The organism is Dietzia sp. PP-33, from assembly GCF_033790845.1.
Lineage (GTDB): Bacteria > Actinomycetota > Actinomycetes > Mycobacteriales > Mycobacteriaceae > Dietzia.
Genome location: NZ_JAMYEI010000002.1, coordinates 126,195 through 150,815, shown reverse-complemented (window position 1 = coordinate 150,815; position 24,621 = coordinate 126,195). Strand labels below are relative to the sequence as shown.

The 24,621-nt window shown below is 71.1% G+C and carries 25 protein-coding genes and 1 pseudogene; 19 read left to right on the top strand and 7 right to left on the bottom strand.

Annotated features, from left to right (window positions below; genetic code table 11):
* Positions 1-55 precede the first annotated feature (55 nt).
* The 6 genes from NJE57_RS04850 to NJE57_RS04825 all read left to right on the top strand — a co-directional run bounded on the left by NJE57_RS04850 (position 56) and on the right by NJE57_RS04825 (position 4,902).
* A complete protein-coding gene (locus NJE57_RS04850; protein ID WP_319027271.1) occupies positions 56-535 on the top strand; it encodes a DUF2975 domain-containing protein in 480 nt (159 codons plus the stop codon).
* Positions 535-741, top strand: coding sequence for a helix-turn-helix transcriptional regulator (locus tag NJE57_RS04845; RefSeq protein WP_319027270.1), 207 nt, complete (start codon positions 535-537; stop codon positions 739-741). Before NJE57_RS04850 ends, NJE57_RS04845 begins: the two co-directional genes overlap by 1 nt.
* The gene (locus NJE57_RS04840; RefSeq protein ID WP_319027269.1) at positions 738-914 is read left to right on the top strand and encodes a hypothetical protein; all 177 of its coding nucleotides are present in this window, start codon (positions 738-740) and stop codon (positions 912-914) included. The genes NJE57_RS04845 and NJE57_RS04840 overlap by 4 nt, the downstream gene beginning before the upstream one ends.
* Before the next feature lie 25 nt (positions 915-939).
* Positions 940-1,935: an MsnO8 family LLM class oxidoreductase gene (locus NJE57_RS04835; protein ID WP_319027268.1), complete on the top strand. Its 996-nt coding sequence runs from the start codon at positions 940-942 to the stop codon at positions 1,933-1,935.
* 129 nt (positions 1,936-2,064) lie between these two features.
* Entirely contained in the window at positions 2,065-3,108 is a 1,044-nt protein-coding gene (gene fbaA, locus NJE57_RS04830) for a class II fructose-bisphosphate aldolase (protein WP_319027267.1), read from the top strand.
* 219 nt (positions 3,109-3,327) lie between these two features.
* Positions 3,328-4,902: an HNH endonuclease signature motif containing protein gene (locus tag NJE57_RS04825; protein WP_319027266.1), complete on the top strand. Its 1,575-nt coding sequence runs from the start codon at positions 3,328-3,330 to the stop codon at positions 4,900-4,902.
* Positions 4,903-4,950: 48 nt separating this feature from the next.
* On the opposite strand, the gene NJE57_RS04820 is transcribed toward NJE57_RS04825, so the two are convergent.
* From NJE57_RS04820 to NJE57_RS04810, 3 genes and pseudogenes are all read right to left on the bottom strand, one after another.
* Positions 4,951-5,541 carry a hypothetical protein gene (locus tag NJE57_RS04820; RefSeq protein ID WP_319027265.1) on the bottom strand — a complete coding sequence of 197 codons (591 nt, stop codon included), beginning with the start codon at positions 5,539-5,541 and terminating at the stop codon, positions 4,951-4,953.
* Positions 5,542-5,668: 127 nt separating this feature from the next.
* Positions 5,669-7,381, bottom strand: coding sequence for an alkaline phosphatase D family protein (locus tag NJE57_RS04815; protein WP_319027264.1), 1,713 nt, complete (start codon positions 7,379-7,381; stop codon positions 5,669-5,671).
* A gap of 63 nt (positions 7,382-7,444) precedes the next feature.
* Positions 7,445-8,822 (bottom strand): annotated as a pseudogene (locus NJE57_RS04810) (NAD(P)-binding domain-containing protein).
* Between the two features lie 297 nt (positions 8,823-9,119).
* Between NJE57_RS04810 and NJE57_RS04805 the strand changes: the two are divergent.
* A complete protein-coding gene (locus NJE57_RS04805) occupies positions 9,120-9,536 on the top strand; it encodes a DUF3151 domain-containing protein (protein ID WP_319027263.1) in 417 nt (138 codons plus the stop codon).
* On the top strand, positions 9,493-10,782 hold the full coding sequence (locus NJE57_RS04800) for an FUSC family protein (protein ID WP_319027262.1): 1,290 nt from the start codon (positions 9,493-9,495) through the stop codon (positions 10,780-10,782). The genes NJE57_RS04805 and NJE57_RS04800 overlap by 44 nt, the downstream gene beginning before the upstream one ends.
* Here NJE57_RS04800 and NJE57_RS04795 read toward each other — a convergent pair.
* Positions 10,727-11,383: a hypothetical protein gene (locus NJE57_RS04795; RefSeq protein ID WP_319027261.1), complete on the bottom strand. Its 657-nt coding sequence runs from the start codon at positions 11,381-11,383 to the stop codon at positions 10,727-10,729. The genes NJE57_RS04800 and NJE57_RS04795 overlap by 56 nt on opposite strands.
* Positions 11,384-11,441: 58 nt before the next feature.
* Here NJE57_RS04795 and NJE57_RS04790 point away from each other — a divergent pair, with 58 nt between their 5' ends.
* From NJE57_RS04790 to NJE57_RS04770, 5 genes are all read left to right on the top strand, one after another.
* The gene (locus NJE57_RS04790; protein WP_413464357.1) at positions 11,442-12,275 is read left to right on the top strand and encodes a LamB/YcsF family protein; all 834 of its coding nucleotides are present in this window, start codon (positions 11,442-11,444) and stop codon (positions 12,273-12,275) included.
* Positions 12,272-13,009, top strand: a complete 738-nt coding sequence (locus NJE57_RS04785; protein ID WP_319027259.1) for a 5-oxoprolinase subunit B family protein — start codon at positions 12,272-12,274, stop codon at positions 13,007-13,009. The genes NJE57_RS04790 and NJE57_RS04785 overlap by 4 nt, the downstream gene beginning before the upstream one ends.
* 7 nt (positions 13,010-13,016) lie before the next feature.
* Positions 13,017-13,913: a biotin-dependent carboxyltransferase family protein gene (locus NJE57_RS04780; RefSeq protein ID WP_319027258.1), complete on the top strand. Its 897-nt coding sequence runs from the start codon at positions 13,017-13,019 to the stop codon at positions 13,911-13,913.
* 117 nt (positions 13,914-14,030) lie between these two features.
* Complete coding sequence (locus NJE57_RS04775; RefSeq protein ID WP_319027257.1) at positions 14,031-15,317, top strand: adenylosuccinate synthase; 1,287 nt, start codon at positions 14,031-14,033, stop codon at positions 15,315-15,317.
* A 175-nt stretch (positions 15,318-15,492) separates the two neighbouring features.
* Complete coding sequence (locus tag NJE57_RS04770) at positions 15,493-16,095, top strand: hypothetical protein (protein WP_319027256.1); 603 nt, start codon at positions 15,493-15,495, stop codon at positions 16,093-16,095.
* A 20-nt stretch (positions 16,096-16,115) separates the two neighbouring features.
* Here the strand turns inward: NJE57_RS04770 and NJE57_RS04765 are convergent, their stop codons facing one another.
* On the bottom strand, positions 16,116-16,400 hold the full coding sequence (locus tag NJE57_RS04765; protein WP_319027255.1) for a hypothetical protein: 285 nt from the start codon (positions 16,398-16,400) through the stop codon (positions 16,116-16,118).
* A gap of 241 nt (positions 16,401-16,641) precedes the next feature.
* Here NJE57_RS04765 and NJE57_RS04760 point away from each other — a divergent pair, with 241 nt between their 5' ends.
* Positions 16,642-17,640, top strand: coding sequence for a hypothetical protein (locus NJE57_RS04760; protein WP_319027254.1), 999 nt, complete (start codon positions 16,642-16,644; stop codon positions 17,638-17,640).
* Between the two features lie 429 nt (positions 17,641-18,069).
* On the opposite strand, the gene NJE57_RS04755 is transcribed toward NJE57_RS04760, so the two are convergent.
* Together NJE57_RS04755 and NJE57_RS04750 are read right to left on the bottom strand one after the other, a co-directional pair.
* Complete coding sequence (locus NJE57_RS04755) at positions 18,070-18,516, bottom strand: GntR family transcriptional regulator (protein WP_319027253.1); 447 nt, start codon at positions 18,514-18,516, stop codon at positions 18,070-18,072.
* 2 nt (positions 18,517-18,518) lie between these two features.
* Positions 18,519-19,613, bottom strand: coding sequence for a CaiB/BaiF CoA-transferase family protein (locus NJE57_RS04750; RefSeq protein ID WP_319027252.1), 1,095 nt, complete (start codon positions 19,611-19,613; stop codon positions 18,519-18,521).
* 268 nt (positions 19,614-19,881) lie between these two features.
* On the opposite strand from NJE57_RS04750, the gene NJE57_RS04745 reads away from it, so the two are divergent.
* The 5 genes from NJE57_RS04745 (at position 19,882) to NJE57_RS04725 (ending at position 24,615) form a co-directional block, all read left to right on the top strand.
* Complete coding sequence (locus tag NJE57_RS04745; RefSeq protein WP_319027251.1) at positions 19,882-20,688, top strand: hypothetical protein; 807 nt, start codon at positions 19,882-19,884, stop codon at positions 20,686-20,688.
* 114 nt (positions 20,689-20,802) lie between these two features.
* Positions 20,803-22,053: a formate-dependent phosphoribosylglycinamide formyltransferase gene (gene purT / locus NJE57_RS04740; protein WP_319027250.1), complete on the top strand. Its 1,251-nt coding sequence runs from the start codon at positions 20,803-20,805 to the stop codon at positions 22,051-22,053.
* Positions 22,054-22,094: 41 nt separating this feature from the next.
* Positions 22,095-22,655 carry a DUF1648 domain-containing protein gene (locus NJE57_RS04735; protein WP_319027249.1) on the top strand — a complete coding sequence of 187 codons (561 nt, stop codon included), beginning with the start codon at positions 22,095-22,097 and terminating at the stop codon, positions 22,653-22,655.
* 180 nt (positions 22,656-22,835) lie between these two features.
* On the top strand, positions 22,836-23,210 hold the full coding sequence (locus NJE57_RS04730) for a hypothetical protein (RefSeq protein WP_319027248.1): 375 nt from the start codon (positions 22,836-22,838) through the stop codon (positions 23,208-23,210).
* Positions 23,188-24,615 carry an alpha/beta hydrolase gene (locus NJE57_RS04725; RefSeq protein WP_319027247.1) on the top strand — a complete coding sequence of 476 codons (1,428 nt, stop codon included), beginning with the start codon at positions 23,188-23,190 and terminating at the stop codon, positions 24,613-24,615. The genes NJE57_RS04730 and NJE57_RS04725 overlap by 23 nt, the downstream gene beginning before the upstream one ends.
* Positions 24,616-24,621 lie beyond the last annotated feature (6 nt).

Genomic DNA, 24,621 nt, shown 5'->3' with positions numbered 1-24,621 from the left:
CCCGGAATCGAATAGTCCTATTGATTTTCGATAGCTATCAGTCCATGATCATTCTATGACTATCGAAAGACGTGCGGTTCTGCCGCTCAGGGTGTTCCTCGTCCTGCTGTTCGCGGTGCTGGTCCTGTTCCAGACAATGTCGCTGCCGGGGCAGTTCGCGCACATGGCCGAGACGTCGCCGGGCGACGCACACCTGCGGTGGCCGTTGACGGCGGTGTCGATCTACTGGGTGCTCTGCATCCAGGTCGTGGTGGTGGCCACCTGGAAGCTGCTCTCGCTGGTCGAGTCCGACCGCATCTTCACCGAGGCGTCTCTGGTGTGGGTCGATGTGATCCTGGGGGCGATCGTCGCCGCGTGGGCGATGCTCGTGCTGGTCCTGGTGCTCGTGGGCATCAACGCGAACGATCCCGGGCTGCCACTGTTGCTCTTCCTCGTCGTCGTCATCATCACCGTCGCCGCGCTGCTGATGGTGGTCATGCGCGCGCTACTCCGGCAGGCCACCTCGCTGCGCTCCGAGATGGACACGGTGGTCTGATGCCGATCGTCGTGAGGATCGATGTGGAGCTCGCCAAGCGGAAGATGAGCGTGGGCGAGTTCGCGGAGCGGGTGGGACTGACACCCGCGAACGTCGCGGTTCTGAAGAACGGCCGCGCCAAGGCCGTGCGGTTCAGCACGCTCGAGGCGATGTGCAGCGTGCTCGACTGCCAGCCAGGCGACCTGTTGGAATGGGTCGAGGAATGAAGCGCGGGGTGTACTTCGTACTGGCGCTCATCGGCGTGCTGGCCGCGATCGCACTTGGCGGGGCGGCCGTCGTCTACGGCGGTGCCGACGACTCACCGGGACTGCAGGGGATCGGGGCGCTCGCGGTGATCGGGGCGACCGCGGTCGCCCTGCGCTGGCGCGGACCGGAGTAGGCGGCCGGGCCGCTACGGTGGGATCGTGGCCCCCACCGACCTGCCGGAGACCCTCCGCCTCTCCCTCCTGGACAGGTCCCGGACCCGCCACGGTGAGGCCCACGCCTCGGCTCTCGAGGGGACGCTGGCCCGCGCGGAGCGGGCCGACACGCTGGGTTTCCACCGCTTCTGGACCGCCGAGCACCACGCCGTCCCCGGGATCGCGAGCGCCAGCCCGCCCCTGTTGATCGCCGCCGCCGCTGCGCGCACCGAGCGCATCCGCCTCGGCTCCGGGGGCGTGATGCTCGCGCATCACCGGCCGCTGGTCGTCGCCGAGCAGTTCGCCATGCTCGAGGCCATGCACCCGGGTCGTGTCGACCTCGGGGTGGGACGCTCGCTCGGGTTCACCGCGCCGGTTCGCGAATCGCTCGGCGTCACCGACTACGACACCGACGCGTTCAGTCGCGACATCACGGCCGTGCAGGACTTCCTCCACGGCCGTGGTCCGGTCACCGCGCTGCCGGTCCTCGAGGACCCGCCCCCGCTGTTCGTGCTGGCCACGGGCCGGGGCCTGGAGGTGGCCGCACGTGCCGGCTTGCCGGTCGTCGCGGGGGGACCGCGGCTGCTCGCCGACCCGTCGCCGCTGGACCGCTACCGCGACCAGTTCCACTCGAGCGCGACCACTCCGGAGCCCTATGTGGTGGTGAGCCTGGAGGTGCTGGTCGCCGACTCGACCACGGAGGCCAGGGAGCTGCTGCTGCCGGAGGCGTGGGCGATGGCCGAGTCCCGGGAGACCGGGGCGTTCGGGCCGCTGCGGTCACCGGAGGAGATCCGACGCCGCAGGTTCCGCCCGCAACAGCTCCGCCGGATGGAGGAGTGGATGGCGGGGACGGTCCACGGCGACGCCGAGAAGGTCGCCGGGGAACTGGCAGGGCTCGTGGAGCGCACCGGGGCCGACGAGATCATGGCCTCCACGTCGACCCACGACCGCGACGCCCTCGCCCGGGCGGACGCGGCGCTCGCGGAACTGCTGCCCGAATAGTGCGAGCGTGCGGCCCGCGAGTGTTCGTAGTCACGCTGGCCTAGTCTGGAGGCTGTGCGCCCGCCGCCACAGCGGCGCGACGCCCCGAGATGCGCACGTCGCACAGCCGAGAACCCTGGAGGAGACCAGATGCCCATCGCAACTCCCGAACAGTACAAGGACATGCTCGACCGGGCCCGCAACGAGGGCTTCGCCTACCCGGCGATCAACTGCACGTCCTCGGAGACCATCAACGCGGCCATCAAGGGCTTCGCCGACGCCGGTTCCGACGGCATCATCCAGTTCTCCACCGGTGGTTCCGAGTTCGGCTCCGGCCTGAACGTAAAGGACATGGTGACCGGTGCCGTCGCGCTCGCCGAGTTCGCGCACGTGGTGGCGGAGAAGTACGACGTCCTGGTGGCGCTGCACACCGACCACTGCCCCGAGGACAAGCTCGACGGGTTCGTCCGTCCGCTGATCGAGATCTCCCAGCAGCGCGTCGACGCCGGCCAGAACCCGCTCTTCCAGTCGCACATGTGGGACGGCTCGGCCACCCCGCTCGACCGCAACCTAGAGATCGCCCGCGAGCTCCTCGAGAAGACCGCCAACGCCAAGCAGATCCTCGAGATCGAGATCGGCGTCGTCGGCGGCGAGGAGGACGGTGTCGAGAACGAGATCAACGAGAAGCTCTACACCTCCCGCGAGGACTTCGAGGCCACCATCGACGCACTCGGTGCCGGTAACACCGGGCAGCGCTACCTGCTCGCGGCCACCTTCGGCAACGTCCACGGTGTCTACAAGCCGGGCAACGTCGTGCTGCGCCCCGAGGTGCTCAAGATGGGCCAGGAGGTCGCGGTGGAGAAGCTCGGGCTGAACCAGGGTGACCTGCCGTTCGACTTCGTCTTCCACGGCGGTTCGGGCTCGGCCAAGAGCGAGATCGAGGAGGCGCTGAGCTACGGCGTCATCAAGATGAACGTGGACACCGACACCCAGTACGCGTTCACCCGCCCGATCGCGGGGCAGATGTTCGCCAACTACGACAGCGTCCTCAAGATCGACGGCGACGTGGGCAACAAGAAGTTCTACGACCCGCGCTCGTACCTGAAGAAGGCCGAGCAGGCCATGTCCGAGCGCGTCGTCGAGGCGTGCAACGACCTCAAGTCGGCTGGCAAGTCCAAGGGCGCCTCTGCCTGAATAGGGTCTCCGGCCTGATCTGGCTCACGGCGACCCGGCGGGGTCGGTGCCACCAGCGGCGTCTCTCCTTCAGCGGAGGGGCGCCGCTGGTCGTGTGATCGTCAGGCGGACTGGGCGCGGTCGCCCAGAATTTCAACTCGAACTCTTGTGCTAGTACCTTGCCGCCGATAGAATGGATCATACGTTCGATTTATGGCGGGGGGTGCGGTGGTGGATCCGATGACGATGACGACGACGAGTTCGTTCGCATCCGGGCCGCTGCGTGCTGTGCCCGAGCCCTTGGGCACGCTCGGCACCGAGGCGCTGAGCGAGGTGGCGCGGTCGGCCACGCTGGCGCAGAACCTGGCCGCTGCCACCCGGTTGCAGGCCGCGCACCACCTCGTCGAGGCCATGGGGCGGCTCGACCGGGAGGCGCGGGGGTCGGACCCCGGTCGGCAGCCTGCCGAGCCCCGTCCCGCCTATGCCCGGCTCGACCCCGCCGACCGGGCTCGTGACCACCTGGCGGCGGCCATGTCCCTGACTGGGTGGCACGCCGCGCGTCTGGTGACCGCCGGCGTGCAGATCCACACGCGACTTCCGCTTCTGCGCAAGGCCGTCGAGCGGGGCCTGTTCCCCGAACAACTGGCCATCGACACCGCCTGCCGGCTGGCCGAGATCCCCGACAAGATCGTCGCGGGGGTGGAATCAGAGGTCATCGGCGCCCTGGCCAGGGACCTGGACGGGGGCCACCGGCCCAGCCGGGCGGCGCTGGACACCGCGGTCGACGCGGCGAGAGAACGCCACGATCCCCGGGCCGCCGAGGACGCAGTGGACGCCGCGGTCGAGCAGCGCACCGTTCGGTTCCGCCCTGCACGCAACGGCATGACCAGTATGTGGGCCTCGCTGCCCAGCGGAGACGCCGAGAAGCTGCGACGCCGGATCGAAGCCGCCGCCCGCGCAGCCTCCGAGGCAGGACATCCCCGCACTCGTGACCAGTTGCGAGCCGACGCCCTGTGCGCGCTCGGGGACCCGAACACCGACGACATCGGCACGGCTGTGCACGCCACGGAGGAGGCCGCCGACCGCGCCGACCGCGCCGACCGCGCCGACCGCGCAGATGGCGCAGATGGTGCCGCCACCGGCACGAACAGGCCGCGTCCCGGTGCGTCGTGGGGGACCGAACAGCCCATCCGGATCTCGATCATCGACAGCGTCGCCCAGGGCCTGCCCAACCGCGTCCAGTTCGTCAACGGCGCCTATTCGAGTTTCGACTGGCTGTGCGAAGAGTTGCTCTCCGGCGGCGACGCGAAAGTGCGGTTCGAACTGATCGACCCGCAGCCCGGCGCGCAGGACAAGCCGGACGCGGTGCTCAAGTACTTCATCACGCCGGCGCTGGCCGAGCGGATCCGGCTACGTGACGGGACCTGTCGCCACCCGGGATGCACCGTCGACGCCCACGACTGCGAGATCGATCATGTCATCGCGTTCGACCACCTGCGTCCTGAGCTGGGTGGCCCCACCGCCGAGTGGAACCTGATCTGCCTCTGTCGCAAGCACCACCGCGAGAAGACCTTCGGTCACTGCGCCTACCGGCCCGGGCCCCTCGGCGAACTGACCATCATCACCGAGACCGGACACGAACACCGCACCACCCCACACGGGCCGCTGGCCCAGGCGCGTGACCGGATCCTCGACCACCGATGGCGACAACACCTCGACCGCCTCATCGCCGATGACGGTCACATCACCAATCCGCCCGGCGCCGAGCGGGAAAGCGGCAGCGGCAGCGGGTCGGTTCGCCTGAGCGGCGCGTAGTCTTCCCGCGCGGCCCAGGGCGGCCCAGTGCGAGCGACCGGCGGCGAGTCAGCCGGGCTGATCACCCTGCGGGACCGCGCCCATACCGACACCGGGTTCGCACACCTTCCAGGCGCCGTCCTCGTCGAGCATCCGCACCTGCTCCGATCCGGAGCCGTCGGACTCGGACTCCACGGTGGCGATGGCCACATCGCCCTCGATATCGACCCCGGTGACCGTGAGATCCTGCGGGAACGACCCCGAGATGGACTCGCGCAACATCGCATCGAGGTCGGTGCCGGTCTGCTCTCCGGAGGCGGTGATGTTCTCGACCAGATCCTGCGGCACGCGGTTCTCGGCACAGAGGTGACTGTTGAACTCGACGAACGACTCGGAGTCGGTCATCTCACGCAGCGTCTGCTCGACCGCGCGCTCGGCACGAGCCGACGACGACATCGGCCCGGCCGCGAAGAGCCACACCAGTGCGGCGATCACCACGACCACCACGACGGCCGCCGCGACGAGCGCCATGCGGAGACCGCCCCTACGGCCACCGCCATCGCGAGCTCCGTCCACCGGGCCGCCAGCTGCCGGGTGCCCGCTCGCGTCGTCCCGGGGATCAGGTTCGCCCGCGGGCGGCTGCTGGCTCGTCGTCGTCATTACTCACTCCCGTGCAGTTGCGCGGTCCCCGGGCGGGGCGCGTCGACCCGCCACCGTAGTCCACGACCTCGTGAGTTGGCTGTGCGTGGGTGAATGGGATCAGCGGAATGGGATCGGGTGAACGGGATCAGGGGAGCGGCCCGGCGGGCTCCAACCGGTCGGTGCCGCGCCGCGTGCGCCAGCTGGCCATCGGGTACGCGCCGCTGTTCGGATCCTCGCGGGCGACGATCGCCCAGTAGTCGGCGTGCGCGTACTCGGTGGTGAACTCGACCACCGTGAAGCCGTGGCGGTCCAGGTCCACCCAGCGCACGTGGCGGTTGACCTGCCCGAGCGCCCCCTGCGCGGTCTGCGACAGCGCGTTTCCCTCGGGCAGCCCCACCATGTCGTCGATGTTGTTGCTCGTGATCGAGGGCGTCACGAACTCGACCGCGCCCACGCCCGCACCCGGGTAGTCCGCCGCCTCGAACGGCACCTCGTTCGCCCACGAGGTGTGGATGTCCCCGGTGAGGAACACGGTGTTGCGGGTGCCGGCGGCGCGGATCACCTCCATCAGTCTGCGGCGCTCGCCCGCGTACCCGTCCCACTGATCGGGGTTGTAGGTGATGCCCTCGCGCGGGACGCCCAGCAGTTCGGTGAGCGCGGCGGTGGTGCGGGGGTCGAGCGGCGGCAGGAGAACGGGCGTGAGCATCACCGAGTTGCCGACGACGTTCCAGTGGGCGGTCGACGAGCGCAGGCCGCGGGCCAGCCAGTCGAACTGCTCGGCCCCGGTCATGGTCCCCGTGACGTCGATGGCGTGGCCGTCGAAGCGGTCCGGGCCCTCGGTGCGGTAGGAGCGCAGGTCGAGCATGGAGATCTCTGCCAGCGAGCCCCAGCGCAGCCGCCGGTAGAGGTGTCCGCCGTCGCGCAGGGATTCCGGGCGCACGGGCATCCACTCGAAATAGGCCTGCGCGCTGGCGGCCTTGCGGTCGGGGAACGACCCCTGGTGGGGCTCGTGGTTCTCGGCGCCGTGCGACCACGAGTCGTTGGCCAGTTCATGGTCGTCCCACGTGCAGATCCACGGGACGTGCGCGTGCAGCGACTGCAGGTCCGGGTCGGTGCGGTACTGCGCCAGGCGGATCCGGTAGTCGGCCAGCGTCACGATGTCGTGCGGCGGGTCGTGCGGCCGGACCGCACCGAACTTGCCGGCGTACTCGCCCCGGCCGTACTCGTAGATGTAGTCGCCGAGTTCGACGATCGCGTCGAGATCCCCGCGCGCCTCGAGATGGCGGTAGCCGGAGAAGAAGCCCGCCTCCCAGTTGGAGCAGGAGACCACGCCGATACGCCAGCGGCCGGTGGCCGGGAGCGCGCCGTCGGCCGGGGCGGTGCGGGTGCGGCCACTGTGCGAGGTCTGCCCGAGTGCGCGGAAGCGGTAGTGGTACCAGCGGTCGGGGGCCAGCCCGGTGCAGTCGAGTTTGACGGTGTGGTCGCGGCCGGCGTCGGTGACGATCGATCCCGACCGGACGATGCGTGTGAAACCGGGGTCGAGGGAGACCTCCCAACTGACGACGACGGGGGCGCCCAGCCCCGAACCGGGAGCGGCGTCCGGGGAGGGCGTGACCCGCGTCCACAGCATGACGCGATCCGCCATCGGGTCGCCCGATGCGACGCCGTGCCGGAAGACACCCCCGCCATCCCCGCCGCCCGCATCATCACCGTCCGCGGCGGCGCCTGCGATCGCGGAGGGGCCCACCAGTGCGCTGGTGCCGACTGCGGCACCGGCGAGTGTTCCTCCCCTGAGGACGGAGCGCCGGTCGAGGCCGGCCGCGCCGCGGGTGGATTCGCGGGATGAGGACACGGTCATGTGCCCAGTTTGATGGGCCACCTGACCTGACGGGGGCGATCACGCCAAGTGGTCACCGGATAGTCACTCGCCGGTGTTGGTCGAGTCAGTTTCCGGGGAGGACTCCGTGCCCACCACTATCTCCTCCAACTCGGACCTCTCCGGCGTGGAGAGGTAGCGCTCGAGGGAGTCGTCCAGCTCCTGGAGCCAGGTGGTGTGGTGCGTCACGGCCATCGTGCCGGTCAGGACGGACGGGTGGGACTTGTCGCGGTACGTCAGGATGTTCTCCTTCTTCTCCTGCTTCCAGGCGAGGAAGATCCGCACGACCTGGTCGAGGTCGAACATGGGGTAGTCCGTGGCCTCGATCAGGTCGCGGATGTAGTCGGCCTGGAACCGCACGTCGTCCGCGTCCCCGTCCAACTCCTGGAAGGCGGGTGCGCCACACCCTCATGTGGGCGGCACGCTGCTCGGCGGACGGCAGCGCGGCCCGGCCGAGGATGAGGTCGCGCACGTACCAGGCCTGGGCGTCGAACATGTTGAACGTGAACCACTGATCCTGGGCGCCCAGGTAGTAGACCTTGGGGTTCTTCTGCCACACCACTCCGCGGTACAGGCTGGCGGGATAGATGTTGTTGGGGGAGTACAGGGCGAGTTCCCCGGGCAGGAACGGGTACTTGTGCAGGTAGCCGGTGCACAGGATCACGGCGTCGAACTCGCGGGTCTCACCGCCCGTGAAGTGAACGGTCTGGCCCTCGAAGCGGTCGATGAGAGGCAGTTCCTCGATGCCGTCGGGCCAGTCGTAGCCCATCGGGCCGGTGCGGTAGGACATCGTCACCGAGCGGGCGCCCATCTTGAAGGCCTGCACACCGATGTCCTCGGCGGAGTAGGACGCGCCGATCAGCAGAACGCGCTGGTCCGCGAGCTTCTCCGCGCCGCGGAAGTCGTGGGCGTGCTGAACCGATCCGGGGAACGAGTCGATTCCCTCGAACTCCGGGACGTTGGGGAAACTGAAATGGCCGGTGGCCACGATGATCCGGTCGAAGTCGGAAGCGGTGGTCTTGCCCGAACGCAGGTTCTCGACGGTGACGGTGAAGTTGTCCTGGTCGCGGTCGTAGTCCACCCAGCGGACCGCGGTCGAGAACTGCACCTTGTCCTTGACCTTGGACTTGCGGACCCGGCCGTCGATGTAGTCCCACAGGACCTCACGCGGAGGATAGGAGGAGATCGGCCGACCGAAGTGCTCGTCGAAGGTGTACTCGGCGAACTCCAGCGCCTCCTTGGGGCCGTTGGACCACAGGTTGCGGTACATGGACGAGTGCACCGGCTCGCCGTACTTGTCCGTGCCGGAGCGCCAGTCGAAGTTCCACTGACCGCCCCAGTCGTCCTGCTTCTCGTACGCGACGATCTCCGGGATCTTCGCCCCTGCTCGTTGTGCTGATTCGAAGGCGCGCAGGGCCGCCATGCCGCTCGGTCCGGCTCCGATGATCGCGATTCGCTGTCTTGACACAAGAATTCCTTCCGGCCGACGTCGGCCTGATGCCCATTACTCGAAAGAGGAACCGGTGGAAGCTCATCCGCCGCGGTACACACTCCGCTGGCCGGGGCCTCTACACCGGGTTCACGATTCCGCCCCGACGCGGCGATTTCTCGAACCGACTGCTGCGGGGGCCCGGCACACCCGATCGGTGCGCCGTATGGCCTCACCCTAACAAACGCCCGCATCAGCAGGGGTGACGCTGATTCGTGGACAATGGTCTGCATGACCCAGTTCGGAGATCTCCTCGGCCCCCCGCCCACCCGTCTCACCGGAGACCCGGAGGCGGAGGACGCCATCGCCGCCGGCGAGGACCCCCGCACCGTGGCGGCCTCACACCCCACGGCCTCGATCGCCTGGGCCGAGCTCGCCGAGCGCGCGCTCGACTCGGGCGACGTGATCAGCGCCTACGCGTTCGCCCGCACGGGCTACCACCGGGGCCTCGACCAGCTTCGCCGGCACGGCTGGAAGGGTTTCGGCCCGGTGCCGTTCGACCACGAGCCCAACCGCGGCTTCCTGCGGTGCGTGGCCGCGCTGGCCCGCGCCGCACAGTCGATCGGTGAGGAGGAGGAGTACATCCGTTGTCTGGACCTGGTCAATGAGTCAGACCCGCACGCCGCCGCGTCTCTCGGCCTGGCGTGACCGTCTAGACGCCCGCGCGCTGGGCGCCTACGCCGCGCTGCCGGCCCCGCTGCGGACGCGGACCCGGCGGCTGGGGTATGCGTTCCTGCCGATCCTGCAGTGCGGTCTGGCCGCCGGGTTGGCCTGGTTCCTGGCCAACGACGTCCTGGGCCACCCCGCGCCCTTCTTCGCACCCATCGCCGCGGCGCTCGCCCTGGGCACCGGCATGGGGCGGCGCATCCGCCGCGGCGCCGAGCTGGTGATCGGCGTCGTGGTGGGCGTGGGCCTGGGCGACCTGCTGATCGCCCAGATCGGCTCCGGCCCGTGGCAGATCGCCGCGGTGGTGGTGCTGGCCATGTCCGCGGCGGTGTTCCTGGACCGGGGCGCCCTGGTCGGGACGCAGGCGGCGTCGTCGGCGATCCTCGTGGCCACGCTCCTTCCCCCCGGCAGCGCGGGCGGCTACGAGCGGATGGTCGACGCGGCGGTCGGCGGCGTTGTGGCGCTGGTCGCCATGGCGCTGATGCCCGTCCACCCGCTGCGGCGCGCCCGTCGCGAGGCGGCGTCGCTGCTGGGCGTGGCCTCGTCGGTGCTGACGGAGGTCGCACAGGGGCTGGACCGCAGGGACTCCGACCTCATCCGCTCGGCCCTACAGGACGCCCGGGACACCCAGCCGGCGGTCGACGCGATCTCCGAGCAGCTCGCGGGGGCCCGGGAGCTGGTCCGCATCTCGCCGTTCTACCGGCGGCGCCGGCCGGAGGAGATCGTCCTCACGAGCGTGCTCCACCCGCTGGACAACGGGATCCGCAACATCCGCGTCCTGGCCCGGCGGGCGATCGTGGCAGTCGACGACCAGGTGGACGTCCCGCCCGCCCTGAGCTCGCTGATCGCCGGCCTGGCGGAGGCGTTGGAGATGCTGACGCGACGCGTGGCCGCGGAACCGGACGCCCCCACCGACGCCGAGGTGCACCGGGCCCTGCGCGCGGTGGCGGCCCGGGCCAAGCGGGAGCTGGTGACGGGCTCCGGCCTGACCGAGACGGTGATGCTGGCCCAACTCCGGTCGATCCTGGTGGACATGATGCAGGTGGCGGGCCTGAGCAAGGTCTCCGCCTTGGCCACGCTGCCGCCCACGGTGCGCACGCCCGCGGTGGAGCCGGAGCTGCTGGAGGAGTGGCCCGAGTCCCCGGACCGGCCCGCGAACGAGATGCCCCCGCTCAGGGCGACACGAGCCTCCATGGCTCGGTATGTCGATAGAAAGAAGTCCTCTTGACCGCCCGTCGACCGGTCACGCCGTCGCGGGTGACCACCCCCGCCTCCGTTCCCAGCTGGACCGCGCGGGCCGGTACCCAGGACCTGCGCAGCAACCTGCGGGGGCGCGCGGCGGTGGCGCGGACCCCGGGCATCTCGGGGGTCGGGCGGACGGTGAGGGTGTCTATCTCCCCGGAGAAGATCCGCTCGTCGTCGGCGTAGGCCTCGCCCACCAGGTGTGCGCCTCCCGGCCCGGTGACGGTGGCCTCACCCACCAGGACGGTGCCGGTCTCGTCCCTGATCAGCGGCACCTCGCGGGCCCGGCCCCGCACCCCGAGTTTGGCCGCGGCCGAGCCGGTGGGCAGGTCGTATGCGCGGGTCACCGGGGTGGGGTCCTCGGCGATGTAGGCGATCTCCATGTCCAGGTTGTCGGTCCGCATCAGTCGCGTGAGCAGCGCGGCCAGGCCCGCGTCGGTTCCGCACACGAGCACGCGCCGCCGGCGGCCGATCTCGTAGAGCGCACGGTTGACCTCGTCCTTGGCGGGGACCTCGCCGCACTCGACGCGCCGGTGCTCCCCGAGGACGGTCGGGACCGGCGCCGAGCCGCAGCGGATGACGATCATGCATCCATCATGACCTCACCGGCCCGCCGGGTCGAACCTGGGGCGAGATGGCGGCAGTATGTCAGGGGTGCGCCGTATTGACCTCAACTGCGACCTCGGGGAGGCCCGCCGGGGGACGCCACGGTGGTCCGCGTCGCTGGCCCCCCGGGCAGGGGCCCATCCCGACGATGCCGCGTTGCTCGATGTGGTGACCTCCGCCAACGTCGCCTGCGGCTTCCACGCGGGTAACCGCCCCACCATGACGGCGACCGCCGCCGCTGCCGCCGAGCGCGGCGTGGCGTTGGGGGCGCACCCCTCCTACCGGGACGGGGCGAACTTCGGGCGGGTGGAGCTGGAGGTCTCTCGCGCCGAGGTGGCCGACCAGGTGCACTTCCAACTGGTGGAGCTGGACATGGCGGCCCGTCGGCGCGGTACCCGGGTCCGGTACGTCAAACCCCACGGAGCCCTCTACAACCGTATTGCCCGTGACGCGGAGCAGGCGGCCGGGGTGGTGGACGCGGTGCTGCGGTACGCCGAGCTCGACGACTCCGAGCCCCTGCCCATCCTGGGACTGCCCGGATCTGTGGTGCTCGCCCACGCCAGGGCGGTCGGCATCCCCACCGTGGCCGAGGCCTTCGCCGACCGCGGGTATCGCGCCGACGGGACGCTGGTGCCGCGCGGCGAGCCGGGAGCCGTGCTCACCGACGCGGACGAGGTCGCCGAACGCGTGGTGGCCATGGCCGGCGGCCGGGAGATCACCGGCGCGGACGGCTCGCGACTCGTGGTGCCGGCGGTCTCGGTCTGCGTGCACGGGGACACCCCCGGGGCGCTCGGGCTGGCGCGCCGGGTCCGGTCCGCACTCGAGGCGGCCGGGGTGGTGGTGGCGCCGTTCGCCGCGGCTCCCGAGCTGTGACGACGACGAGGATCCGCTCCTGCGGAGAAGCCGCGCTGATCGTCGACTGTGCCGACCTGGCCGAGGCCGTGGAGTTGGCCGCAGGGCTGGAGCAGCTGCGCCCGGACGCGGTCGATGTGGTCGCGGCGGCCCGCACCGTGCTGGTGACCGCGCGTGGGGCCTCGGCGCTGCCCGAGCTGCGGCGGAGTGTGGAGGAGCTCCTGGACCGGGATCCGCTGCACCGGGATCTGCTGCGCCAGGGGCCGCCACCCGCCGGCGGGGGCGGCGGAGCAGCGGAACCGGGAGTGCAGGCCCCTGAGGTGATCCTGGATGTCCGCTACGACGGCCCCGACCTGGCCACCGTCGCGGAGCTGGTCGGCATCTCCACCGAGGCGCTGGTGCGCCGGCACACCTCGATCACCTGGCGGGCCGCGTTCGGAGGGTTCGCGCCGGGCTTCTTCTACCTGGTCGACCAGCGTGAACTGGCTGGGCGGGAGTCGGGCGGGCGGGAGTCGGGCGGGCGGGAACTGGCCGAGCCACTGCCCCCCGTCCCCCGGCTGGAGTCCCCGCGGCCGCGGGTCCCGGCCGGGTCGGTGGGTCTGGCCGACCGCTTCTGCGCCGTCTACCCGGGCTCCTCGCCCGGCGGGTGGCGTCTGCTCGGGACCACCGACGCCCTGCTCTGGGACGTCGACCGCCCCGACCCCGCTCTGCTCGCGCCCGGGATGACGGTGCGGTTCCGCGAGGTGCCCCGGTGAGGCCCCGATGAGCCTGATGGTCCTGCGGGCAGGTCCGTCCGCGCTGGTGCAGGACCTGGGGAGGCCGGGCCACGCCTCGCTCGGGGTCACCGCCTCGGGTGCCGCCGATCGCGCCGCCGCCGCGCTCGCCCTGCGCTGCCTCGGGACCGACCCCGGGGCCGCGGTGCTCGAGTTGCTGCTGGGCGGGCTGGTGGTGATGACGGACTCCCCGGCAGTGGTCGCGGTGACGGGGGCGCGGGGCCTCGTCGTCGTCACCACCTCCTCCGGTTCCCGACGCACCGCCGCCACCGGCGAGGTGCTCCGACTGGAGGCGGGCTCCACGCTCGAGATCGGCCGCCCCGAGGCCGGGGTGCGCAGCTACCTGGCCGTACGCGGGGGGATCGAGGTGACGCCCGTGCTCGGCAGCCGCTCGCGGGACACGCTTTCCGGGCTCGGGCCGCCACCCGTCGTCACCGGCGACGTGCTCGCGGTGGGTGAGGCCGTGGTGGGCCCCTGGGCGGAGAACTGGCACGCGGCGGGCGGCGGGCCGGGGGTGGTCCCGGGCAGAGGGCCGGATCCGATCGGGCTGGACGTGATCCCCGGACCCCGCGACGAGCTCTTCCCCGCCGAGGCCTGGCAGGTGCTGGCGGAGATCGGGCACGTCAGTGGACACGCCGACCGGGTGGGGGTGCGGATCGATCCCGCACGTCCCGTCCCCCGGCTGGGAGGTGGCGAGATCCCCAGCGAGGGCATGGTGCGCGGCGCCGTTCAGGTCCCCGCCGACGGCTCGCCGGTGGTGTTCGGGCCCGACCACCCCGTCACCGGCGGCTACCCGGTGATCGGGGTGTTGACCGCCCGGTCATCGGACGCACTGTCCCAGCTCCTGCCGGGAGCGCCGGTGAGTTTCCGGAGGGTGCCGGGTTGACCGACTAGGGTGTGCGGGGCGGGACCAGCTATCCTGGTCTGCTGGTGTGCGCGGAATCACTCGACAGCTTTCCGTCCCTCACCGTCTAGACGACTCTTTTCGAGGTGAAAGCAAACCATGCCAGCGATCGTCCTGATCGGCGCCCAGTGGGGCGACGAGGGCAAGGGTAAGGCCACCGACATCCTGGGCGGCCGCGTCGAGTACGTGGTCAAGCCCAACGGCGGCAACAACGCCGGCCACACCGTCGTGGTGGGCGGCGAGAAGTACGAACTCAAGCTCCTGCCCGCCGGCATCCTCTCTCCCACGGCCATCCCGGTGATCGGTAACGGCGTGGTGGTCAACCTGGAGGCCCTGTTCGCCGAGATCGACGGCCTCGAGGCCCGCGGCGCCGACACCTCCCGGCTGCGCATCTCCGCCGACGCCCACCTGGTGGCCCCGTATCACCAGGCGCTGGACAAGGTCACCGAGCGCTTCCTCGGCAAGAAGGCCATCGGCACCACCGGCCGCGGTATCGGACCCGCCTACGCCGACAAGGTCTCCCGCGTGGGTGTCCGCGTGCAGGACGTCTTCGACGAATCGATCCTCCGGCAGAAGATCGAGGGTGCCCTACACCTGAAGAACCAGGTCTTCGTGAAGATCTACAACCGTCGCGCGGTCGAGGTCGACGAGATGGTGGAGTACTTCCTCTCCTACGCCGACCGGCTGCGGCCCATGGTCAGCGACACCACGCTGATGCTCAACCAGGCCCTCGAGCGCGGCGAATCCGTGCTCATGGAGGGCGGGCAGGCCACCATGCTGGACGTGGACCACGGCACATACCCGTTCGTCACCTCGTCCAACCCGACCGCCGGCGGTGCCTGCGTGGGCTCTGGCGTCGGGCCCACCAAGATCACCCACTCGCTGGGCATCGTCAAGGCGTACACCACGCGGGTGGGTGCCGGGCCCTTCCCCACCGAGCTCTTCGACAAGTGGGGCGAGTACCTGCAGGTCACCGGCGGCGAGGTGGGCGTGAACACCGGCCGCACCCGGCGCTGCGGCTGGTACGACGCCGTGATCGCGCGCTACGCCGCCCGCGTCAACGGCTTCACCGACTACTTCCTGACCAAGCTCGACGTGCTCACCGGCATCGGTGAGATCCCGATCTGCGTGGCCTACGACGTCGACGGTGTGCGGCACGACGAGATGCCCATGACGCAGACGGACTTCCACCACGCCACGCCGATCTACGAGACCATGCCCGGCTGGGAGGACAACATCCGCGGGGCGCGCGTCTTCAGCGATCTGCCGCCCGAAGCCCGCGACTACGTCCTGCGGCTCGAGGAGCTGGCCGGGTGTCACATGTCGTACATCGGCGTGGGACCGGGGCGCGACGAGAACGTGGTGCGGCGCGACATCCTGGGCTGAACTCCCTGGTAGTTGGGCGCGACCTCACGCAGGCCGACTCGCTGCTCGACCTCTCGACCAGCGGTCAGCTGCTGAGCGGGCTATCTGGCGGCTTCCCGTCGCGGATGCGGTTTATGCTGTGAACTCAGTGACAGGTGACCGACCGGCCGCCGGCTTTCGACGCTCGGAGCACCCCTTGCCTCTGTTCACCAGGATCGGAGTCGCTGTCGCGGCGACCGTGTTCACGTCAGGAATCGCACTCGGTGCCGCCGGTGCCCACGCGCAGACCCTCGAAGGGGCCCCGGTGTTCACGAGCGCCAGCGCGGTGAGCGTGACCGGCAAGGGCGAGACGACGAGGGTCGCGTACAACAACAGGTCGGGACAGGGCCTGGTGTGCGGCGTGCTGGTCGGGCAGGGCCGGCTGCTCTCCGACATCTACGACGCCATCAGGTCCTCTCAGGGCGCCGGCGGGATCCCGGAGGACCTGAGCGCTGAACTGGCGCTGGCGATGGACCAGGGCCGGGCCGGGATTCTCAGCTTCGCAGTCGAGGACGGGGGGACGGCCGTCGCTGTGGCCGAGCAGGGTGATCCGGGGGCCCAGGCCGTCCTGACTGATGGGTCCTTCATCCCTGCAGCGATGGCCACATGTTCCAACCTGGAATTCGATCCGGAGTACGTCGAGGTGGAACTGTCCCCGGGTGCCGGCGTGCCGAGCGGCCTCGGTTCGCTCGACGCCGCGTTGACCGGGTTCGGGAGCTCAGGCTCCGTCGCCCGGACCTCGGGATCTCTCGGCAGCTGACCGCTGGAACGGGTCGCCGTCTAGAGACCCGGAATCCGGGGTAGTTCGAACGCGCCGCCTGCCACCCCGGCGCTGATCGCGAGTGCGGCCGAGACGCCGAGGCCGGCGAGGATGAGGAGCCCGGCGCCGACGATCGGGTCCTCCAGCGAGCCGCCGTCCGCACTGCCGGAGGCCTGCGCGACGTACTGCACCACGCCGGTCTCGGCGGGGGCCGCCTGCGCGGGGGAGGCGGCGACGGAGGTGGCGGTCGCCAGGGCGACGGCGGCGATGGCGGTCCCGACGCTGCGGGTGGGGGTGATGGTCATGACTATTCATCGTCGTGGGGCTCGACACCATTACGGCCGTGCTACTCCGGCAGGCCGGCCGCGGTAGCGTCCCACACCCTCACGCGTCGGGTGCCCGCGGAGGCGTGACGTCCGGGCCGCAGCTGCTCCGCGACGGGTCCGCGCATCGCCGCGGCTGCCTTCCCTGGGGATGGTCGTCGAGACTGTCCACATGTGGCCGTCTCACGCTGACAGTGGCCCCACCAGCACAGATGATGGCCGCATGGCAGACAGATCCGGCTCCCGCAACGGCCCGGTCCCACCGGAGACAGCAGCATTCGCGGCAGTGGTCTTCGGCGGCCGCCCGTTCCGTGGGGCCGCCGCGGTGGAGGCGGGAGTGCTCACTCGGCGTGAGCTCTCCGGCGGCTTCAGCAGAGTATTCCCCGGTGTCTACGCGGCGGGCGCCGGAGAGTTGGACGCGGGGTCGTCGGTCCGGGCAGCCTGGCTCTGGGCACCGGCGGGATCGGTGGTCTGCGGGTTCGCGGCGGCGGCACTGCACGGCGAGCGGTACTTCGCAACCGAGCACGTGCGCAGATGCGTCGACATCCTGAGTGCGTCCAGACCGAAGCCGCCCCCGGGAATCACAGTGCGCGTGGCCCGGGATCTCGGCCCCGGCGCGAGGGGACACGTCGTGGACGGCACGCCGGTCACGTCTCCGGCCCGCACGGCGGTGGACCTGCTGAGATGGATCGACGACGACGAGGTGGCCATCTCGGTCACCGATTCCCTCTGCAACTCCACGCGAACGCCGCTGCCAGAGGTGGCGGCGACGGCTCTCGCGATCCGGCCGGCCCACGGGGTGTCTCGGGTGCTGGCCAGATTGCCGCGATGCGACCCGCGCGCTGATTCCCCGCCCGAGACCCGCTTGCGATTGACGATGGGGCGACACGGGTTGCCGGCTCCGGAACTGCAGTTCCCGGTCGTCGATGACGACGGGCGGCTGCTCGCGACACCGGATCTCGGCTATCGCTGGTGCCGGGTCGCCCTTTTCTACGACGGGCGAGAGTTCCACCGGGGAGAGCAGAGTGACTACGACGCGTACGCCACCGCCCGGATGACGGAACTGGGGTGGGAGGTCATGCGCATCACCGACCGGATGGCGGCCTCGGAGTCGGCGCTGATGCGACAGATCGGGGCCGCGATGCGCAGGCAGATCGAACGGGGACACGCTTCCCGCGGTGCGGAGTTCCAGAGCCTGGGCGAGCGGTGGAGAACCTGGTGATGCCCCCGAATCAGTGTCGCGCCGAGGTGCCGTTCTCCGCGGCCGCGGTGTCGACCCCCAGAAAAATGGGTCCCTGACTTCCGCGCTGAGGCTCCTTCTCCGATGTACCAGGGACAGGATAGGGGCGCGCGGGCCGGGACCGCAGAACGTCGCTGAGACCTCCACTGCTCTCGCGGACGACCTCGAGCGTGTGGAAAACGCCCTGGACGCAGACCTGGTCGAGATCTGTTCAAAACTGGTCGAAATCCGGCTCAAGTTGATCGCCCTCAGGTACGAGTAGGCGGCGTGTCGCGTGCGCAGACGACGAGCAGTATCGGCGGATCTCGACCAATCACTCTCGGACTACGAGTCGATGGCCTGGTCCTCGACCGAGTGTGCAGAAATTCGAGCAAGTTTCAGCGCAGCACCCACGCAGCGCTCGTTCGGCGGTCAGCCCAGGTTCCTGAACGCGTTTCGCACCGCGTCCACGGCGTCGTCGATCCCGAAACCCGCACCCGAGGCGCGCTCCGAGAACTCCTCCGCGGCCCGGGCCAGCACCGCGGCGGACAGGTCGGCGGCTGCGACGAAGGTCCCGGATCGGCCGCGGCCCTCGAGAACCCCGGCTTCCTCGAGTTCGCGGTAGACCTTGGCCGCGGTGGCTGTCGAGACCCCGACCTCGTCCGCGAGTTTTCGCACGGCAGGCATGCGGGTGCCTGGGGTCAGCGTCCCGCGGGTGACCGCCTCGACGATCTGGCTCTTGAGCTGGCGGAACGGGGGGTCGCTCGACGCCGAGTCGACGATCAGCGAGACCCCGGCGACTCGGGAACCACCGCCCGCCGAGCTGCCGCCCGCCGAGCTGCCGCCCGGCGAGCGAGAGGCGGCCCCCGACCGACTCATGCTCAGGCCCAGACCTGATCCACGGGAGTCGCCTCGGTCGGCGGCGCGGCGGGCGTCGGCGCCGGGGTGCGGGAGAAGCGCGGCGCGGGCGCCGGGCCCACGTCCCCGCCGACCTCGACGAAGGTCTCCCTTGCCGTCATATGGGGGTGGTCCAGAGCCTCGGTGTAGGTGAGGACGGGAGTGGTACAGGCGTCGGTGCCGTAGAAGAGCTCCGCCCACTCGTCGCGGGGCTTCTCGGCGAACTTCCCGGCGATGATCTCGCGCAACTCGTCCCAGCGGTCCATGTCGAACTGGCCGGGCATGCCCTCGCCGTCGATGCCCAGCAGACGCGCGAACTCCGCGTAGAACTGCGGCTCGAGGCAGCCCACGGCCATGAACTTGCCGTCCGAGCAGGTGTAGACGTCGTAGAAGGGGAAGCCGGTGTCGAGCATGTTGGTCCCGGCGACGTCCGACCACTGGTCGCGGGCGCGCATGGCCCACTGGAACTGGCCCAGCACTGAGGCCCCGTCGGTCATGGCGGTGTCGATGACCTGGCCCTTGCCGGAGGTGGCGCGCTCGATGATCGCGGCGAGGATGCCCTGGATGAGGAACATCGACCCGCCGCCGAAGTCGCCGACGAGGTTGAGCGGGGGCACGGGGCGCTCGCCCTTTCGGGCGGTGGCGCTCAGGTGCCCGGTGAGCGAGATGTAGTTGAGGTCGTGGCCGGCGGTGTGCGCGAGCGGCCCGTGCTGGCCCCAGCCGGTCATGCGGGCGTACACGAGGCGCGGGTTCGACTCGAGGCACTCGTCCGGACCGAGGCCCATCCGCTCGGTCACCCCGGGGCGGAAGCCCTCGACCAGCACGTCGGCCTTGGAGATGAGGCCCCGCACCTGCGCCAGCCCGTCATCGCTCTTCAGGTCGGCCTCCACCACGGACCGGCCCCGCCGGGTGATGTGTGCCCAGCCGTCGGCGGACTTGGCGAGCTCGCCAGGTCGCATGACGGTCACGACGTCGGCGCCCAGATCCGCCAGCATCATGCAGGCGTGGGGGCCGGGGCCGATCCCGTTGAGTTCGACGACGCGGATGCCGGCCAGGGGGCCGGAGGAGGCAGTGGTCACAGGTGTGCCCTTTCGTGTGGCTTTGCACACACGCTATCGCCTCGCTCGACTCGAGGTCCCTCAGAGGTTCGATGTTGCGTGTGTTGCCGCTGTGATTAGGGAGGATAAGAAAGTTAATATGGACTTAGTCGGGCCGCAAGTTAGCGTCGCGAACGTGAAGGACAAGTGTGATCTGTGTAACACTCCGCTGAGGTGCTTCTGAACGAACGCCTGACAGCGTCGCCGCGGCCCTCGGCGTGGTGGCTTCCCCTCACTGCAAGGAGCTTTCATGTTCTCTCGTAATCGATTCCTGGCCGGCGCCTCGGCCGTCGCACTGGCCGCCGGGACCACCCTCGCCGGCGCAGGCATCGCCTCCGCCCAGGACGAGGAGGAGTCGACGGGCTCGCTCAGCAGCAGCTCGATCGGCGACATCGGCGGCGACTTCGAGACCGCCGCGGAGGCGCTGAACGGCCCGGTCACCGTGTCACCGAATGAGGAGGGCGGCCCGACGATCACGTACACCAACGAGACGGGCGCGGCGCAGGAATGCCTGGGCTTCACCGCGCCCTACTCGACGATCATCGAGAACGACCTCGACACGGACTACGACCCCGACGATGTCATCGCGGCGCTCGCCCTGATGGGTGCCCTCGAGGACGGCGGCGACGTCTCCCTCTTCGGCGGGGACGAGGACGGTGCGCCGATGGCGTTCGCGGACCCGAACCCGGACGAGGGGGGCGACGTGGCCGGCTTCGTGGCGGGCTTCGCCCTGGGGCTGGGTGGCCAGAGCATCGGGGTCGCCGCCGATGGCGAGGTCTCCTGGACGGCACCGACGCCGAACTCACCCGCGCTGGCCGTGGTGATCTGCCTGCCCGAAGGGGGTGGCGACCGCGAGACGTACAACGGCATCGACCCGCAGGTCGTCGCTGATCAGATCAACAGCCGCATCCCCGGCGGCTCCGTGGAGCCCGTCTCCGCGGGATCCATCTCGGGCGGCAGCGTCGAGACGGGCGCGTCCCTGCTCGGTTCGCTCGGCGACGCCGGTGACGACACCGATGGCGGTGACGGCGACATCCCCGTCGACACCGTGGAGTGATCCACGCTCACCCCATCGGATAGCCGACCGGGCCCGGCACTCACATGGTGCCGGGCCCGGTCGTCTGTTCGGTCGCGTGCGGTCCGTCGCCGCAGGTCTACTAGCGTGGTCGCCATGAGCGCCCCTCACGATCCCCTCGCCCCTCCAGTCGTGGACCGCTTCGGCACACCGGGCACCCCGGACGCGACCCGCGTCATGCTGCTGGGCTCGGGGGAGCTGGGCAAGGAGGTCACGATCGCGCTCCAGCGCCTGGGGGTCGAGGTGATCGCCGTGGACCGCTACCCCGGCGCCCCCGCCCACCAGGTGGCGCACCGCAGCCACACCATCGACATGACCGACGCCGACGAGGTGCGCCGGGTGGTCGAACTCGAGAAGCCCCAGGTGATCCTCCCGGAGATCGAGGCCATCGCCACGGATGCCCTCGCGCAGATAGAGCAGGACGGTCTGGCCCGCGTCGCGCCCACCGCCCGGGCCGTGCAGCTGACCATGGACCGCGAGGGCATCCGCCGCCTGGCCGCCGAGGAGCTCGGCCTGCCCACGAGCCGCTTCGCGTTCGCCTCCTCCCTCGAGGAACTGCAGGAGGCGTGCACCCTGATCGGGTTCCCGTGCCTGGTCAAGCCCACGATGTCGTCGTCGGGCAAGGGGCAGTCCTCCCTTCACGGCCCCGAGGACGTGGAGGCCGCCTGGACCTACGCGCAGTCCGGCGCGCGGGTCGCGGGGGCGCGCGTGATCGTGGAGTCGTTCGTCGACTTCGAGTACGAGATCACCCTGCTCACCGTCCGCAGCGTGGACCCGGAGACCGGGGAGATCCGCACCGACTTCTGCGAGCCGATCGGCCACCGCCAGGAGCGCGGCGACTACGTGGAGTCGTGGCAGCCGCAGCTCATGACGCAGGACGCCTACGACTCGGCGCGCTCGGTGGCCGCGCGGATCACCGGCGCCCTCGGCGGGGTGGGCGTGTTCGGGGTGGAACTGTTCGTCAAGGGCGTGGACGTGTACTTCTCCGAGGTCAGCCCCCGCCCGCACGACACCGGGCTGGTCACACTGCGCAGCCAGGTGCTCAGCGAGTTCGAGATGCACGCCCGCGCGGTCCTGGGCCTGCCGGTGGTCACCACCATGGCCAGCCCCGGCGCCTCGGCGGTGATCTACGGCGGCACCGGCATCGGGGCCGACGGAGCGGAAGGGGTCGGCTTCGGGGGCGTGGCCCGCGCCCTGGCTGTGCCCGAGGCGGAGCTGAGGCTGTTCGGCAAGCCCTCGGCCAGCGAGTTCCGCCGCATGGGCGTGGCCGTGGCCACCGCCGAGAACGTCGAGATCGCGCGCGAGCGGGCCCTCGAGGCGGCCTCGCGCGTGACGGTGGTGAGGTAGGTGGTGTGCCGCACCGCCCCCGGGCCGGGAGGTCCCGATAGATGACGACGACGAGCGCGATCGCAGCCGAGGCCCGCGGACTACCGCCCGAGCCCACCGCGCGGTGGATCCTGGTGCTGGTCGCCGTGTTCTCGGTCGCCTGGCTGGCCGTGCTCGGGTGGCAGGTGCAGGTCCTGCCCGAGCGGGTGCCGACGCACTTCGGCCCTGGCGGTGAGCCGGACGGGTGGTCGAGCAAGGCGGGCGCGCTGGCGTTCTCGGTGGCGATGCCGGTGCTGACGGCCTATCCGCTGCCTCTGCTGTCCCGGCTGGTCATGCACTGGCCGGGCGCGATCAACGCTCCCAACCGGGACTGGTGGACGGCCACGGCTGCGCGGATACGCCGGTTCGAGCGACTGATCCGCGAGGACATGTGGCTGTTCTGCGTGCTCATGCTGGGCTTGTTCACGGCCATCCAGATCTCGATCGTCATGGCGTCGAGGTCCGCGAGCGGGGGACTCCCGCCGGTGCTGCTCTTCGGCTCACTCGGGGTGTTCCTGGTGCTGACCGTAGCGCTGACCGCTCGCATCCTGGGGGCGCGGTACGCCGAGCAGGACGTGGACTGACCGGGGACGACACGGCCTCCCTTCCGAATGGGCCCGGGACGGTGTCGATCGCGCATGGCCTGTGGATGGTCGTCGACTCTATCCACCGGTGTCCTGTGTGGGCCGCCTCCGGCGCCGCTGTCGCCTTAGCGTGACTCCCCGAGCGGTGCAGGGGTGCGCCGGGGCGGGAGGCGGGAGTCGATGGCGGGATCGGAGCCAGAGGTGGTGGCGGGAGCGGGGCCGGTGACCGCGGCGCTGCTGGGGTTCGAGCGGGTGGCGGTGGCGGCCGAGGCTGTCCGCGTGGCGGAATCGGGTGCCCGGACGGCGGAGCATGCCGCCGGGTTGTCCGCCGCGCTCGACGCGGCGGCGGTCGCCGCGGGCGGGGTGCAGGCCGGGGCGCCGGGCGGGCTCCTCAGTGGGCCCGCCCTCGCCGAGTGCGCAGCCCTGCTCGCCAGGCGTGCGCGGGACGCCGTGGGGCAGGCGGAGGAGCTCGCACGCGGCATGGGCAGGGCCGCGGATCTGCTGGTCGACGCCGACGAGGAGGTGGCCGGGGATGTCGCCGGGGCAGCGGGCTGAGGCCCTGGTGGTGGCGGTGGACCACGCGGAGGCCCGGGCCGCGGGGACCGGCCGGGGTATCGCCGAGGTGGCCGCCGACCTGGACTCGGTGGCCCGACGATTGGGCGGCGAGACTCCCACCGGTGGCGGCTGGTCCGGACACGCGGGCGCGCGGGCCCGCAGCCGCGTGGGGGAGGCGGCCGCGCAGGCCGGGACCCTCGCGAACAACTGTCTCTACGTGGCCGACGTACTGCGGGTCGAGGGGTCGCGGTTGGCGAGGGCGCTGATGAGCTGGGCCGACGACGAGGAGGCGGACCCCGGCTCCGGCGATGTGACTGCCGTGCAGGACGCCGATCGCGTCCTGACGGTGCGCCTGCGGGAGGCGGCGGACTGCCTGGCCGGCCTCACGGACGCCGCGACCCGCGCGTGCATCGACCTGTCCGGGTCCACGGGTGACGATCCGCGGGCGGTCGCCGCGTTGTGGCACTCCCTGGGGCCCGCGGACCGCGAACGCCTGGCCCGGGACCACCCGGAGCTGGGTTCGGTGGCGGGGCTGTCCTCGGCGACACGGGATGCGCTCAACCGGGCACGGCTGCGCAGGATGCTCGAGGCCGTCGAGGCCCGTCCCGCCGGCGCGGACGGCGCGGGGCCGGGGCCGGGTCTGGTCGCGCTGGCGGAGCACCTGGCGGCCGATCCCGCCCGGCACCTGCTGGCGCTGCACGCCGACGGCCGGGCGGTGGTGGCGAGCGCGGACCCCGACGGTGCGGACCGGGTCGTCACCCTGGTCCCGGGCACCGGGTCGTCGCTGGAGTCGATCGCCCGGACCGGCGAGCGGGCGGAGGCGATGTGCGAGGCGGTCGACGCCGCGACCGAGTCCTGCGCGGCGGTCTCGTGGCAGGGCTACGACGCCCCCGCGGATGTGGCGGCGGCCGGGTTCTCGGCGGCAGCCGCGCGAGCGCATGCCGGGGATCTGCGGGACTTCGCGGCCGGGTTGGACGCGGTCGAGACGATGGACGGCCGCGACGCCCCGCACGCCGCCGTGGGGTACAGCTACGGCTCAGCGGTGCTCGGTGCCGCGGCGGCCGACCCACAGGGGATGGCGGCCGATCGGATGATCCACGTGGGCAGCCCGGGGGCGAGCGTCGACTCGGTGGAGCAGCAGTGGGTGGACGAGCGCGGCGCCGCGCGGCGGGCCGGACCCGACGAGGTCGTGGGTGTGGTCGACCGCTGGGACCCGGTCCCGTGGTGGTCGGTCACGGGCGCGCTGGGCGGGCGCCCCGGGACGGAGGAGTTCGGAGGGCACGGGGTGGAGGTGACCAGACCGGATTCGGGGGCGGGGTCGGTGCGCGGCGCGCACTCGTCCTACTTCGATCCCGGCACGGTCTCGCTTGAGGAGATCGGCCGCCTCATCGCCGACACCGACTAGAGGCGC